At 68.6% G+C, this 14,238-nt stretch carries 15 protein-coding genes and 1 tRNA gene; 4 read left to right on the plus strand and 12 right to left on the minus strand.

The window, feature by feature from the left end; all coding sequences use genetic code 11:
* Nucleotide 1: 1 nt before the first annotated feature.
* Genes ACTICP_RS11285 through ACTICP_RS11300 form a run of 4 tightly spaced genes read right to left on the minus strand, consistent with a single transcriptional unit; the run spans nucleotide 2 to nucleotide 3,179 of the window.
* Complete coding sequence (locus tag ACTICP_RS11285; RefSeq protein ID WP_441892440.1) at nucleotides 2–199, minus strand: hypothetical protein; 198 nt, start codon at nucleotides 197–199, stop codon at nucleotides 2–4.
* Between the two features lie 45 nt (nucleotides 200–244).
* Nucleotides 245–1,183, minus strand: coding sequence for a type II secretion system F family protein (locus ACTICP_RS11290; protein WP_441892408.1), 939 nt, complete (start codon nucleotides 1,181–1,183; stop codon nucleotides 245–247).
* Complete coding sequence (locus ACTICP_RS11295) at nucleotides 1,180–2,040, minus strand: type II secretion system F family protein (protein WP_441892410.1); 861 nt, start codon at nucleotides 2,038–2,040, stop codon at nucleotides 1,180–1,182. Before ACTICP_RS11295 ends, ACTICP_RS11290 begins: the two co-directional genes overlap by 4 nt.
* Nucleotides 2,037–3,179, minus strand: a complete 1,143-nt coding sequence (locus ACTICP_RS11300; RefSeq protein ID WP_441892412.1) for a CpaF family protein — start codon at nucleotides 3,177–3,179, stop codon at nucleotides 2,037–2,039. Before ACTICP_RS11300 ends, ACTICP_RS11295 begins: the two co-directional genes overlap by 4 nt.
* Nucleotides 3,180–3,276: 97 nt before the next feature.
* Here ACTICP_RS11300 and ACTICP_RS11305 point away from each other — a divergent pair.
* Together ACTICP_RS11305 and ACTICP_RS11310 are read left to right on the plus strand one after the other, a co-directional pair.
* Nucleotides 3,277–3,358, plus strand: a tRNA-Leu gene (locus ACTICP_RS11305).
* A 1-nt stretch (nucleotide 3,359) separates the two neighbouring features.
* Entirely contained in the window at nucleotides 3,360–4,118 is a 759-nt protein-coding gene (locus ACTICP_RS11310) for a DedA family protein (protein ID WP_441892414.1), read from the plus strand.
* 3 nt (nucleotides 4,119–4,121) lie between these two features.
* Here ACTICP_RS11310 and ku read toward each other — a convergent pair whose 3' ends face one another.
* Entirely contained in the window at nucleotides 4,122–4,931 is an 810-nt protein-coding gene (ku, locus tag ACTICP_RS11315; protein ID WP_441892416.1) for a non-homologous end joining protein Ku, read from the minus strand.
* Nucleotides 4,932–4,984: 53 nt separating this feature from the next.
* Here ku and ACTICP_RS11320 point away from each other — a divergent pair, with 53 nt between their 5' ends.
* Nucleotides 4,985–7,354, plus strand: a complete 2,370-nt coding sequence (locus tag ACTICP_RS11320) for an ATP-dependent DNA ligase (protein ID WP_441892418.1) — start codon at nucleotides 4,985–4,987, stop codon at nucleotides 7,352–7,354.
* Between the two features lie 7 nt (nucleotides 7,355–7,361).
* Here the strand turns inward: ACTICP_RS11320 and ACTICP_RS11325 are convergent, their stop codons facing one another.
* From ACTICP_RS11325 to murI, 4 genes are all read right to left on the minus strand, one after another.
* Nucleotides 7,362–8,273 (minus strand): cation diffusion facilitator family transporter, encoded by a 912-nt coding sequence (locus ACTICP_RS11325; RefSeq protein WP_441892420.1) that lies wholly within the window; start codon nucleotides 8,271–8,273, stop codon nucleotides 7,362–7,364.
* A 99-nt stretch (nucleotides 8,274–8,372) separates the two neighbouring features.
* Nucleotides 8,373–8,969, minus strand: a complete 597-nt coding sequence (rdgB, locus tag ACTICP_RS11330; RefSeq protein ID WP_441892422.1) for an RdgB/HAM1 family non-canonical purine NTP pyrophosphatase — start codon at nucleotides 8,967–8,969, stop codon at nucleotides 8,373–8,375.
* Nucleotides 8,970–8,971: 2 nt separating this feature from the next.
* Nucleotides 8,972–9,709: a ribonuclease PH gene (gene rph / locus ACTICP_RS11335; RefSeq protein WP_441892424.1), complete on the minus strand. Its 738-nt coding sequence runs from the start codon at nucleotides 9,707–9,709 to the stop codon at nucleotides 8,972–8,974.
* Nucleotides 9,702–10,571: a glutamate racemase gene (murI, locus tag ACTICP_RS11340; RefSeq protein ID WP_441892426.1), complete on the minus strand. Its 870-nt coding sequence runs from the start codon at nucleotides 10,569–10,571 to the stop codon at nucleotides 9,702–9,704. Before murI ends, rph begins: the two co-directional genes overlap by 8 nt.
* 38 nt (nucleotides 10,572–10,609) lie before the next feature.
* On the opposite strand from murI, the gene ACTICP_RS11345 reads away from it, so the two are divergent.
* Nucleotides 10,610–11,932, plus strand: coding sequence for a nicotinate phosphoribosyltransferase (locus ACTICP_RS11345; RefSeq protein ID WP_441892428.1), 1,323 nt, complete (start codon nucleotides 10,610–10,612; stop codon nucleotides 11,930–11,932).
* A gap of 25 nt (nucleotides 11,933–11,957) precedes the next feature.
* Here ACTICP_RS11345 and ACTICP_RS11350 read toward each other — a convergent pair whose 3' ends face one another.
* From ACTICP_RS11350 to ACTICP_RS11360, 3 genes are all read right to left on the minus strand, one after another.
* Nucleotides 11,958–12,224 (minus strand): DUF3039 domain-containing protein, encoded by a 267-nt coding sequence (locus ACTICP_RS11350; RefSeq protein WP_441892430.1) that lies wholly within the window; start codon nucleotides 12,222–12,224, stop codon nucleotides 11,958–11,960.
* A 41-nt stretch (nucleotides 12,225–12,265) separates the two neighbouring features.
* Nucleotides 12,266–13,795: a hypothetical protein gene (locus tag ACTICP_RS11355; protein ID WP_441892432.1), complete on the minus strand. Its 1,530-nt coding sequence runs from the start codon at nucleotides 13,793–13,795 to the stop codon at nucleotides 12,266–12,268.
* An 11-nt stretch (nucleotides 13,796–13,806) separates the two neighbouring features.
* The coding region (locus ACTICP_RS11360) for an ATP-binding cassette domain-containing protein (protein ID WP_441892434.1) at nucleotides 13,807–14,238 on the minus strand (432 nt) is incomplete at its 5' end.

The raw sequence follows: 14,238 nt of genomic DNA on the forward strand, positions 1-14,238 counted from the left end.
CTCAGATTCCGGATACGCTCGAGATCGCCTGCTCGAACAGCCCGGTGAGCGCGGGCCCGGCGACGGCCCAGATCAGCACCACCAGCCCCGCAGTCATCAGCGTCACCAGCACCCAACCGGGAACATCGCCCCGCTCGTCGTCGACAAGGTCGCGCGCATCCATGGTGATCCCTGCCCACCACGTCCGTAGTCGTTTCATCATCGGTCCTTTCGTCGAGTTCTCTCGGTTGTCGGGCGCGGCGCTTCAGCCCAGCCCCAATTGCAGGATGAACATGCCCGGAAAGATGGCGAAGAGCACAGACAGCGGCAGGATGAGAAACACCAGGGGAAGCATCATGAGAATTTCCCTGCGCCCTGCCTGCTCGATCAGTGTGCGCTTGGCGTCCTCGCGGGCGTCGGCGGCCTGCGCATGCAGTACGGCCGCCAGCGGCGCACCGTGCTCGAGTGCCGCGACGATCTGGTCGACGGCGCGCGCGAGGCCGGGTTGCCGCAGTCGCGACGCCATCTCGCCCAGCGCGTCGGCAAGCGGCGACCCCGTGCCGACGGCGAGGACCACCTGACGCAGCTCCTCGGTGAGCTCGCCGGATCCGATCGCGGCGACCCGGCGGAGAGCATCCAGGAATCCCTCGCCCGCAGACAGGCACAGCGCGAGGAACTCCAGGGTTGTCGGCAGCTCGTCGCTGAGCCGCGCGAGCCGTGACTTCACGCGAGCGGTCAGCAGCATGTCGACGCAGATCGCCGCTCCGATGCCCAGGATCAGCGGGAGCACTGCGGCCGGCGGGGTCATCCGCCCCGTGACGGCGAGGATGACGACGAGCGCACTGCCCAGGACGAGACCGCCGATCGCCCAGCCGAGTTGGCGCGCGCGGAACGCGGCCGGATCCTCATCGGCTCCCGCCTGGGCGAGCCGGAGCGCGAGCGCGTCGCTGTCTCCGAGGCCGCCGAGAACGCGTGACCGCAGGCGCCGCCACCCGGACGAGACATTGACGGGCAGGATGCCGGCGGCAGGGAGGACTCCGGAGGGCAGCGCGGCATCCTCGACCGCATCACGGATGTACGGCGCAATGCGCGTCGTCAGCGACGCCGCCCGCCAGCGGGGTGCCGCCGCAAGCATGCAGATGACACCGGCGGCGAGCAAGCCGCCCAACAGCACCGCGATCGCGATGTCGGTCACCCCGGTCATGCGAACCACCGCCGCGGCTCGGGCAGCCGGCCGATGCGGATCATGATCCGGAAGGCGACCACGGACACGACGGCACCGCCGACGATCACCATCACGCCCTCGGGGCTCGCGTAGGCCTGGGCTCCCTCCGGACGCAGCGCGAGCAGCAGCAGGATCACCCACGGGGCGACCACCCCCAGCACCGCGGCACCGCGGATCCAGGACTGCTTGGCCTCGACCTCGCCCCGGAGCGCGGCATCCGCCCGCACGGACGAGGAGAGCGCCCGCAGCACACCGGTGAGTTCGGTGCCGCCGACCTGACGCGCCATCTTCAGCGCCTCGACGATGCGGTCCGCGATGGGGTCGGCGAGTGTGGTCTTGAGCCGTTCGACGCTGCTCTCGAACCGGCCGGTCGCCCGCAGATCCCTGGCGAAGACGACGAACGCCGGGCGCACGGCGACGGGTGCAGACTCGGCGAGGCTGGCCACGGCATCCGGCAGCGAAAGACCGACTCTGATCGCCGCGACGAGCAGATCGCAGACGTCCGGCCAGAGCTGACGTCGCGCCTTCAGCAGCCGCAGTCGGCGAGCGCGCAGGAAGGCGATCGGGGCGGTTCCCGCTGCGGCCGCGGCGAGGACGGCGAGCACCGCGATCCCGGTGACGAGCCAGACGATCGCCCCGGCGACCACCGCGAGGATCACGATCACGGCGATGAGGCGGTGCCGGTCGATCGAGGCGAACCCTGCCTCCTCCATGAGACGCGTGAGCCGATCGTCGCGCCGCTCCGGCCGCCTGGTGCGGTCGCCTGGCGGCCACAGCCACGGCGCCGCACACAGCAGGAGCCCTGCCGCGAGCATCGCTCCCAGCAGCAGCGTCATGCCCGAGACTCCGCCCGATAGACGGGGCGGGTGATGATCCGCCCCTCGACCAGTTCGCCGGTGGGGGCGATGATCTCTTCCACATACCGGCCGCCGGCGGCATCCCTGGCGCAGTGCACCACCAGCGAGACGGACGCTGCGAGCGCGGGCGCGATGAAGGAGCGATCGATGTTGCGCCCGGCGAGCAGCGGAAGGAGTGCCAGTTTCTCCAGCGCCTCCACGGCGGAGTTCGCGTGCACCGTGCCCGCACCGGGAACCCCGGTGTTCAGCGCGAGCACGAGATCGAGCGCCTCCGCGTCTCGCACCTCGCCGACCACCAGCCGGTCCGGGCGCATGCGCAGTGCCTCTTTCACGAGGCGGCGCAGCGTGATCTCGCCGGTGCCCTCCAGACTCGCCTGCCGCCCCTGGAGGGCGACGAGATCCGGTCCGTCGACGGCGAGTTCGAAGGTCTCCTCCACGGTGACGATGCGCTGCGAATCGGCGCAGGAGGCCAGCAGTGCACCCAGCAGCGTCGTCTTGCCGGTGTGCGTTGCACCGGACACGATGACGCTCCTGCCGTCGCGCATCGCCTGGCGCAGCATGCCGGCAACGTCCTCCGTCAGCGACCCCAGGGCGACGAGGGCCTCGAGGGTGCGGTAGCCCGGCAGGAACTTGCGGATGTTCACCGCCCACGATCCGCGCACGACATCCGCGATCGCAACGTGCAGACGCGAGCCGTCGGGCAGCGAGGCATCGACGAACGGCTGGCTGACATCCACCCGGCGACCGGTGGACTGCAGCATCCGCTCCACGAGATCGCGCACCATGGCGTCGGTGAGTTCGAGCGGCACGCGTTCGGAGACGCCGTCGCGTGCAATGAACACCCGGTCGGGTCCGTTCAGCCAGATCTCCTCGATGCTCGGGTCGTCGAGGAAGGGCTGCAGGGCCCCGAATCCGCTCACCGACGCCAGCACGTCGCGCACGAGCGCCGCCTCGTCGTCGATCATGGCGTCGCCGTGCGACAGGGCGAGGTCGTTGTGCCGTCGCACCTCGGCCTGGGCGATCCGCCGAGCCTCATCCGGGACGAGCGAGGGATCGGCGCGCTCGGCGCGCAGCCGACGGCGCACCCGTTCGGCGACGACAAGGGAGGGTTGGGTCACCCCGGCATCCTCGCAAGAATTCGAGATCGGCCTCGAAAGTTATCCACAGGAATAGTCCCTGCGGCTGCATTCGTCTGGGCCCTAGAATGTTCCCAGCGCGGGAGTGGTGGAATCGGTAGACACGCAGGATTTAGGTTCCTGTGCCTCACGGCGTGTGGGTTCAAGTCCCACCTTCCGCACATGCATCAGATCGCGCTCATCCCCTGGCTCGACCCCGAGGTGATCATCAGCGCGGCCGGCCCCTGGGCGCTTCTGGTCGTCTGCTTCATCGTCTTCGCTGAAACCGGACTGCTGGTCGGCTTCCTCTTACCCGGAGACACGCTGCTCATCATCGCGGGGCTGCTGACCCACACGAGCAACGTGTTCGGCATCAATATCTGGATCGTGTCGCTGCTGATCGCGCTCGCGGCGTTCCTCGGCGGCGAAGTGGGCTATCTGATCGGACACAAGGGCGGCCCGGCCGTGTTCGAACGCAAGGAATCCGGCCTGTTCAGCCGGAAGAACGTCGAGCGCACGAACGCGTTCTTCGAGCGCTTCGGGGGGCTCACCGTGATCCTCGCCCGCTTCGTCCCGATCGTGCGCACCTTCGCCCCGGTCGCCGCCGGCGTCGGTCATATGCCGTGGAAGAAGTACAGCCTCTACAACCTCATCGGTGCGCTGCTCTGGGGCTTCGGACTGACGATGGTCGGGTATCTGATCGCCTTCATCCCCTGGGTGGCCGACCTGGTGACCGAATACATCGACGTCATCCTGCTGATCGCCGTGGGCGGCACCGCCGTCGTGACGCTCTGGCACTATTTCTCCGAGCGCCGCAAGGCCAAGAAGGCGCGCGCCGCCGGCGAAGACATCGAGACGGATGCTGCCGAGGCTGCCGCTCTCACGCTCGACCCCGACGTGTTCGACCGTGCCCCCGACCTCGACGGCGACGGCAAGCACTAAGCCTCAGCCGGCGTCCTTCTTCTTCGACCGCGACCTCTCGACGCTGGCACGCAGCGCCTCCATCAGGTCGATGACCTCACCACCCGTGCGCTCGGTCTCGCCCTCCTCGGCGAAGGTCTCGGTGACGTCGAAGGTGTCGCCGGCCTCGATCTTCGCGTCGATGAGGGTGCGCAGCTCCTTCTGGTACTCGTCCACGAACGACTCCGGATCGAAATCGCTCGAGAAGCTGTCGACCAGGCTCGCCGACAGCTCGAGCTCCTTCTTCGAGATCTTCACGTCCTCATCGAGCGACTCGAACGCCGCCTCGCGCACCTCGTCGGCCCAAAGCAGCGTCTGGAGCACGAGCACGTCGCCGCGCACACGCAGTGCGGCCAGCCGCGTCTTCTGTCGCAGCGTGAATCGCACGATCGCCGTGCGGTCGGTCTGCTCGAGCGTCCTGCGCAGCAGCACGTACGCTTTCGGCGACTTCGAATCCGGCTCGAGGAAGTAGGCCTTGTCGAGCGTGAGCAGGTCGACCTGCTCGCTCGGCACGAACTCGACGACGTCGATCTCGCGACTGCGTTCGGCGGGGAGCGCGTCGAGATCCTCCTTCGTCAGCACGACCATCTGGCCGTCGTCCTCATAGGCGCGGTCGATGTTCTGGTACGGCACGACCTCACCGCAGACCTCGCAGGTGCGCTTGTAGCGGATGCGTCCGCCGTCCTCGTCGTGCACCTGATGCAGGGAGACGTCGTGATCCTCGGTGGCGGAGTACACCTTCACCGGCACATTCACCAGCCCGAACGTCAGGGCACCTTTCCAGATCGACCTCATGACACCAGTACACACTGCCGAAGGCTCGGGATGCCAGAGGTTAGTCTTTCGACATGCCGGGTGCGCCGCAGCAGGTCGAGGTCGCGGGCAGACGTCTGCGCCTGACGAACCTCGACAAAGTGCTCTACCCTGAGACCGGCACGACCAAGGGTGAGGTGATCTCCTACTACACCCGCGTCGCCCCGCGGATGCTGCCCCTGCTTGCCGACCGTCCGGTCACGCGCAAGCGCTGGGTGGAGGGGGTGGGAACGGCGGATGCCCCGGGCGCGGCGTTCTTCGCCAAGCAGCTGGAGCGCGGGGCGCCCTCGTGGGTGCGTCGCCTGCCGATCGAGCATTCCGGCGGGGCGAAGGAGTATCCGATCGCCGATGATCTGCCGACGCTGGTGTGGATGGCGCAGGTCGCCAGCATCGAGCTGCACGTGCCGCAGTGGCGGTTCGACCCCGACGGCGAGCGCCGCCGCCCCGACCGACTCGTGCTCGATCTCGACCCCGGGCCCGGAGCCGACCTCGCGCAGTGCGCCCACGTCGCCCGCCTCGCCCGAACGATCCTCGATGACATCGGCCTCGATCCCGTTCCGGTCACCAGCGGCAGCAAGGGCATTCATCTCTACTGCCGGCTCGACGGCAGCCAGACCAGTGACCAGGCATCCGCCATCGCCCGCGAACTCGCCCGCTCGATCGAGACCGACCACCCCGACGTCGCCACCAGCACCATGTCGAAGTCCGTCCGCAGCGGCCGGGTCTTCATCGACTGGAGTCAGAACAACGGTTCGAAGACCACGATCTCGCCGTACTCGCTGCGGGGGCGACTCGAACCGACGGCGGCGGCTCCGCGCACCTGGGAGGAACTCGACGACCCCGCGCTCCGGCAACTCGATTTCGACGAGGTCGCGCAGCGCGTCGACGACGGCATCGATCCTTTCGCCGGCTTCGCCTCCACGCGCGCCGACACAGCCCTCGCCCCGTACCGTGCCAAGCGAAACGCTGCGCGCACGCCCGAGCCGGTCCCCGAGCGCGCATCCATCACCGCGGCGGGTCCGCTCCCCCGGTTCGTCATCCAGGAGCATCACGCCCGTGCGAAGCACTTCGACCTGCGCATCGAACACGACGGCGTGCTGGTGAGCTGGGCCGTCCCCAAAGGCGTGCCCGAGTCGCCGGCGCGCAACCGCCTCGCGGTGATGACCGAACCGCACCCGCTGGAGTACCTCACCTTCCACGGCGAGATCCCCCGCGGCGAGTACGGCGCCGGTTCGATGAGCATCTGGGACTCCGGCACGGTCGAACTCGAGAAATGGCGCGATGACGAGGTGATCGGCACCTTCACCGGGTCCGGTCCGCTGGGCCGCGCCCGGCTCGCCCTCATTCGCACCGATGGGTCCGGAGAGAAGTCGTCGTGGCTGCTGCACCGCATGAAGGAGCAGACCGCAGCACCCCGGGAGGCAGCCGCACCGCGAGGGGCAACCGGGCCGCTCCGCCCGATGCTCGCCGAATCCGGCACGCCGGGCCTCGCCCGGTCGATGCGCGATCCATGGAGCGAGATCAAGTGGGACGGCATCCGCGCCATCGGCACGTGGCGCGACGGCCGACTGCGGTTGCACGCGCGCAGCGGCACCGACATCACCGACCGCTACCCCGAGCTCACCGCCGACGGCGCACCGCACTTCGCCGCCGACGACGCCGTGGTCGACGGCGAGATCGTCGCCCTGGACGCCTCGGGCCGCCCGAGCTTCGGACGACTGCAGCATCGCATGCACCTCACGAAGGCGCGCGAAATCGAACGCGAGGTCGTCCGCACCCCGGTGGCCTATCACCTGTTCGACCTGCTGCGCCTGGACGGCCACGATCTCACCGGGGTATCGCTGCGCGACCGCCGCGCCCTGCTGGAGACCCTCGGCGAGAGCGCGGATCGTCCGGTGCTCGTGCCGCCGGTCTTCGACGATCTGGATGCCGCGATGCGCACCAGCCGCGAACTCGACCTCGAGGGGGTCGTGATCAAGGCGTCCGGGTCGAAGTATCGCCCCGGCATCCGCTCGGGCGATTGGCTGAAGATCAAACACACCCGGACGCAGGAGGTCGCGATCGCCGGCATCCGGCCGGGGAAGGGCAACCGGGCGAGCACGTTCGGGTCGCTGCTGCTCGGCGTGCCCGATACCGATGGCACCCTGCGCTATGTGGGCAGGGTCGGGTCGGGCTTCGATGACCGGATGCTGCGCGACCTGCTCACGCGGCTCACTCCTCTGCGCACGGAGGACAATCCGCTGGAGGGCGTTCCCGATGCCGACGCGCGCGAAGCGCTGTGGGTGCGGCCCGAGCTCGTCGGCGAGGTGGAGTTCGCCGGCTGGACGTCGGATCGCTCACTGCGTCACGCGCGCTGGCGGGGGCTGCGTCCTGACAAGGACGTCGCCGAGATCCACGTGGAGTGACGGATGCTCAGGCGTGCGTCTCCGTGCACTCCGCCTGCCCGTCCGGTTCCAGCTGGAATGTCGAGTGCTCGACGTCGAAGTGATCGGCCAAGCATCCCTGCAGCTGCTCGAGCAGCGCACCGGAGCGGCCGCCCTCCAGCAGCGACGGTTCGACACTGACGTGTGCGGTGAACACCGGCGCGCCGCGGGTGAGCTGCCACACGTGCACATCATGCACGCTCGTGACGCCCTCGAACCCGAGCAGGTGATCGCGGATCTCGCTCACGTGCGTGTTCTTCGGCGCCGACTCCGCCAGCACCGAGAACACCTCGCGCAGCAGAGTGATCGCGCGCGGGATGATCATGACGGCGATGAACAGTGAGGCGATGGCATCTGCTGGCATCCATCCGGTCACGACGATCACGATCGCCGCGACGATCACGGCCGCCGAGCCGATCAGGTCACCGAGCACCTCGAGGTAGGCGCCCCGCACATTGATGTTCGTCTTCTGCGCCGAGCTCAGCAGCCACATCGCGATCGCGTTGGCGATCAGACCGACGACGGCGACGATGAGCATGAGCGGGCCGGCGACCTCGGTGTCTGCAGGCTCCAGCAGGCGCCTGACGCCCTCGATGCCGACGGTGATCGACAGCACGATGAGGATGATCGCGTTCACCAGGGCGCCGAGCACCTCGGCGCGCTGGTAGCCGAAGGTGCGCCGGTCATCGGCCGGGCGCGCGGCGACGGCACTGGCGATCAGTGCGATCACGAGCGCCGAGGCGTCGGTGAACATGTGCGCGGCGTCGGCGAGGAGCGCGAGCGACCCGGTGAGGAGGGCGCCGACGACCTGCACGAGCATCACCGTCGCCGTGAGGCACAGCGAGATCGTCAGCAGTCGGCGACTGCCGCTCCCGCGAATCCCGTGCGCATGATCGTGCATGCCTCCAGGCTACGAGCGGAATCGCCCGTCAGAGGCCATTTCCACTAGTCGGGAAGGGTAACGATTCTCAGTAGCTCGCTGACGCGAGGTCGGCACAGGTCAGAGCGTCTTCAGCAGCGGCACGAAAGCCTGGAAGGCACGCGCGCGGTGCGACTGCGACTGCTTCTCCGCGCTGGTGAGCTCCGCAGTGGTGCGCTCGGCACCGGCCGGTTGACCGTCGGGGATGAAGATCGGGTCGTACCCGAAACCGCCAGAACCGGATGCCGCGCGCGCCAACCTCCCCGGCCAGACACCGGCGACCGTGTGCTCGATGCCTTCGGGCGTCACCAGCGCGATCGTCGAGACGAACTGCGCTGTCCGGTGCGGGTCGGCGATGTCGGCCAGCTGATCGAGGAGCAGTTCGAGGTTCGCGGTCGCATCTTTCTGCTGACCTGCCCAGTACGCGGAGAAGATGCCCGGCGAGCCGCCGAGCACGTCGACGCTGATGCCGGAGTCGTCGGCCATGGCGGCGAACCCCGTGTGCGCGGCGGCCGCACGCGCCTTGATCAGCGCGTTCTCGGCGAAGGTCACACCGTCTTCGACCGGTTCCGGACCGCCGTAGCCGATCACCTCGACGTCGGGGCGGGTCATCGCGACGATCTGCTGGAACTCCGCCACCTTGTGCGGGTTGTGTGTGGCAAGGACGACCTTCGGCATCGTCACTCGCCCGCGAGCGCTGCGAGCTGGTGCTCCTTCAGGGTCGCGCATCCCGCGACGCCGAGTTCGAGCAGGGCGTCGAGCTCCCGCTTGTCGAACGGGGCGCCCTCGGCGGTGCCCTGCACCTCGACGAACAGTCCGCGCCCGGTGACGACGATGTTCATATCGGTCTCGGCGCGCACATCCTCGACGTACGGCAGATCGAGCATGGGTTCGCCGTCGATGATGCCGACCGACACGGCGGCGACCGAATCGATCAGCGGCGTGGAGTTCTTGCCGATGAACTTCTTCGTGCGGCCCCACTCGATCGCATCGGCGAGGGCGACGTATGCCCCCGTGATCGCAGCCGTGCGGGTGCCGCCGTCGGCCTGCAGCACGTCGCAGTCGATGACGATGGTGTTCTCACCGAGCGCCTTGGTGTCGACGACCGCACGCAGGGCGCGGCCGATCAGGCGCGAGATCTCGTGCGTGCGTCCGCCGATCTTGCCCTTGACGCTCTCGCGGTCGTTGCGACTGTTCGTCGCGCGCGGCAGCATCGCATACTCGGCGGTCACCCAGCCCTTGCCCTTGCCGGTGAGCCAGCGCGGCACGCCGTTCGTGAACGATGCCGTGCACAGCACCTTCGTGCCGCCGAAGCTGATCAGGGCGGAGCCCTCGGCGTTGGCGCTCCAACCGCGTTCGATCGTGATCTCGCGGAGCTGGTCGGTGGCGCGGCCGTCCGCGCGGACGATGTCAGACATGGGATTCCTTCGGGTCGGTTGCCGTGCTGTCGGCGAGATCTGAGAGGTCGGGAAGAGTGATGACGCCGGTCTGCACGTGCTGCACGTCGCGCACCTCGGCGCCCATGAGGCGGTTGGCAAGCGCCGTGAACTCCGCGGTGGATTCTCCGGTCGCCTCGTACACGTACGTCGCCCTGGCGTCGGCGGGGGCGAGCAGGTCACGGCGCATCAGCTGCCGGTACACGTCGCCGGCGGTCTCGTCGTCGCTGGAGACGAGCGAGACGCCCTCGCCCATGACGTAGCTGATCGCGCCGCGCAGGAACGGGTAGTGCGTGCATCCGAGCACGAGGGTGTCGACGTCGGCGTCGCGCAGCGGCGCGAGGTACTCCTCGGCGACGGCGATCACCTCCGGAGTGCCGGTGACGCCGGATTCGACGAACTCCACGAACTGCGGGCACGCGGCCGTGAACACCTCGAGCTGCTCGTTGATCTCGAGCATGTCCTGGTAGGCGCGCGATCCGATCGTGCCGACCGTGCCGATGACGCCGATCCGCCCGTTGCGGGTGGTCGAGACGGCACGGCGAACGGCCGGGCCGATGACCTCGACGACGGGGACGTCATAGCGTTCGCGCGCGTCGCGCAACATGGCGGCGGATGCCGTGTTGCAGGCGATCACGAGCATCTTCACGCCCTGGTCGACGAGAGTGTCGAGCACCTCGAGCGAATAGCGGCGGACATCGGCGATGGGCTTGGGTCCGTACGGGGAGTGCAGGGTATCGCCGATGTAGACGAAGGACTCTCGCGGCAGCTGAGCGCGGATCGCCCGGGCCACGGTGAGTCCGCCGACACCGGAGTCGAAGATGCCGATCGGTGCCGCGTTCATGACTCACCAGCCTACCCGTCGCTCACTAAGCTGAGCGCATGACCTCGACGGCGTTGCTCACAGACCGCTACGAACTCACGATGCTGGGAGCCGCGCTGCGCGACGGAACCGCCGCACGGCCCAGCGTGTTCGAGCTCTTCTCTCGCCGCCTGTCCGGCGGGCGCCGATTCGGCGTCGTCGCCGGTACCGGGCGCCTCCTCTCGCTGCTGCGCGATTTCCGGTTCGGGGAGGACGAGCTGCGCTTCCTGCGTGACAGTCGGGTGGTGGATGCCGAGACCCTGCGGTATCTGGAGAACTACCGCTTCACCGGCTCGATCCACGGCTATCGCGAGGGCGAGCTGTACTTCCCCGGCTCCCCCGTTCTCACCGTCGAGGGCTCCTTCGCCGATGCCGTCGTACTCGAGACCATCGCGTTGAGTGTGATGAACCACGACTCAGCCATCGCCACGGCCGCCGCGCGCATGAGCATCGCGGCCGGCGAGCGGCCGTTGGCGGAGATGGGATCGCGCCGGGCCGCCGAGATGTCCGCCGTCGCCGCGGCTCGTGCGGCCCACATCGCCGGATTCGGCGCGACGAGCAACCTCGAGGCCGGGCGCCGGTGGGGACTGCCCACCATGGGCACAGCCGCGCACTCATGGACGCTGCTGCACGACACCGAAGAAGACGCGTTCCGCGCACAGATCGCCAGCCTCGGCCCCGGCACCACCCTGCTGGTGGACACCTACGACATCCGCGAAGGCGTCGAGACCGCCGTCCGCGTCGCCGGCACCGAGCTCGGCGGCGTACGCCTCGACTCCGGTGATCTGCCGACCGTCGCCGCGGCTGTGCGCGAGCACCTCGACGAGTTGGGCGCCGTGAACACGAAGATCACCGTCACCAGTGATCTCGACGAGTATGCGATCGCGGCGCTCGCGGCATCCCCGGTCGATTCCTATGGCGTCGGCACCTCGGTCGTCACCGGCTCCGGCTACCCCACCGCCGGGATGGTCTACAAGCTCGTAGCGCGGCAGGATGCCGGCGGCGGGTGGGTCGGCGTCGCGAAAGCCTCCACGGACAAAGGCTCCCAGGGCGGCCGGAAGGCGGCGTTCCGCACGCTCCGTCGCGACGTCGCGACGACTGAGACGATCGTCGTCTCAGACGGTTTCGAAGAGCTGAGTACGGCCGCAGAGCACCCGGATTCGCGTCCGCTTCAGGTCACACTCGTCGACGGCGGCGAGATCGACGACGCCCACGAGGGGCCAGCGGGAACGGCATCCGCCCGCCAGCACCACCTGCGCGTTCGCGAGGAGCTGCCGGTGCGCGCACTGGCGCTCAGCAAGTCGGACCCGGCGATCCCCACGGTGTTCGTCGATCAGGCGTGACACGACCGATAAGGCACGATAGGCGTCAGCCGACCATCGATTCGTAGATCTCTTTGCAGGTCGGGCAGATCGGAAACTTCTCCGGGTCGCGGCCCGGCGTCCACTTCTTGCCGCACAGGGCGCGCACGGGGCGGCCCGAGATCGCGGACTCGAGGATCTTGTCCTTCTTCACATAGTGCGAGAAGCGCTCGTGGTCGCCAGGCTCGGCATTCTCTTCATTGAGAAGTTCTTCCAGTTCACGATCAAGCGTTGCCACGCCGCCCTGATCGGGGCTGTCCAGCGGAGTACTCATGCGCTGAGTCTAACCTCCCGGAGAGTGCTGCGGGGCGGAGTTCAGGCCGTCTCGACGAACTCCATGAGCCGCTCGCCGCCGCGGTCGTAGACGCGTCCGCCGATCATCGAGCCGGCGATCAGGATCACGACTCCGCTGGCGATGCCGACCCAGAACGTCGCCGGGTTGTACGCCTCGTCTTCGATGACGGTCATCACGAACAGCCAAATCGTCGGGGCGCTGAGCAGCAGGGCCCCGAGGAAGGCGAGCGCCGGGGCGTACCCTGCCCGGGATGCCGATCGCTGCGGCTGCTGGAACGGGCTGTCGCCGGGTCGCGACACTGCGTAGGGAGAGGTCACCGACAGGATGCTGGACACCCCGAGCCCGCCGAGGAAGAGACTCGCGGCGAGTCCGATCATCGGCATCAGCAGATACCAGCTCTCGACGATCGCCAGAGTCAGCGGGATCGCGATGGCGAGCACGGGGACGGCCACGAGCGAAATCGGAAGGAGTCGCCCGAGGCGGTCGGCGACGCCGCGCACACCACTGGCGACGTGGATCCACAGCGCCGTCGAGTCATAGGCGACGTCGTTGTGCGGGAGCCAGCCGAAGAACAACGCCATCACCGGTACGGGAATCAGTGCCGCGATGTAGAGCGGCACACCGGCCACGAGCAGCGGGAACACGGTGAGGACACCGGCGATCGGCACGATGACGAAGTTCACGATGTACCGGCGGTCCCTGAACCAGTAGACGAGGCTGCGCGCCGCGATCGCTCCGAAGGCATTCGACGGCAGGAGCGCGAACCATCCGAGCCCCGAACGTTCGCGCGAGATGATCGGACGATCGACGTTCGTGAGCAGCCGTCGCACCAACCAGATCCACCACGCCCCCAGCGCGACGACCGTGGCGAGGGCAATGGTTCCGCTGAGCCACGCCGTCGATTCATCGCCCGCGGCGATGGCCAGCGCGGCTCCCGGGATCGCGGCGAGCGGCGTCGACGCGATCACCGTGGTGGCGGCGGCAACGGCATCCGGCACCTGTCCGTCCCACTCCAGCGAGGCGAGGAAGACCGCCACCGGGAACGCCACCACGATGACGGCGAGCGCGAACAGCGCGGTGAGCTCGCGCGAGCGGCGTTCGGGAAGCAGCAGAGCGCTGGTGGCCATGCCGATGCGGGCGGCGATGGCCAGAGAAAGCACCCCGAACACGGCTGCCACCACGGCGACCGCCAGAGGCACGTCGAGCGCCACCAGGGTGACGACGAAGCACACCGCGACCGCGATCAGGGCGAAGGAGGGCACGCTCAGCAGCGCGCCGAGACCGAGGATCCACGGCATCGCTCGCACACTCATCCCGAACACACGGAACCGTCTCGGGTCGAGCTGATCAGCCGTGCCGATGAGGATCGGGCCGACGAGGAAGGCGAGGAACCCGGCCGCGCCTCCCAGGACGATCACGGAGCGGGCGGCAGCAAGCGGTGCATCAGACAGGCTGAGCAGGGCGACGCAGACGGCGACCGTCGCGGCGGTCAGCACGACGAACCCCGCGATTGCGCGCACGGCATGGCCACCCCGCAGGGCGCCCACCATGAGCGCGATCCTCAGTCGGAGAACGTGTGCAACCACTCGAGACCCTCCACCTCAGAGGCGCCGCCGGACAGCTCGACGAACCGCGACTCGAGCGTCTGCCCTGCGCGCACCTCGTCGATGGTGCCCTCGGCGAGCACGTCACCGCCGACGATGATCGCGATGCGCGAGCACACGCGCTCGACGAGGTCCATACCGTGGCTGGACAGGATGACGGTGCCGCCGTGGTCGACGTAGGCGCGGAGGATGTCGAGGATCACTGCGGACGAGACCGGATCCACCGATTCGAACGGCTCATCGAGCACGAGCACGCGCGGCGAGTGGATCATCGCACCGGCGAGCATGATCTTCTTCGTCATTCCCGCGGAGTAGTCCGAGACCACGCGCCCCACAGCGCCGCTGAGGTCGAAGGCACGCATGAGGTCGGCGGAGCGCTTCTCGATGAC

The organism is Microbacterium sp. (assembly GCF_052102115.1).
GTDB lineage: Bacteria > Actinomycetota > Actinomycetes > Actinomycetales > Microbacteriaceae > Microbacterium.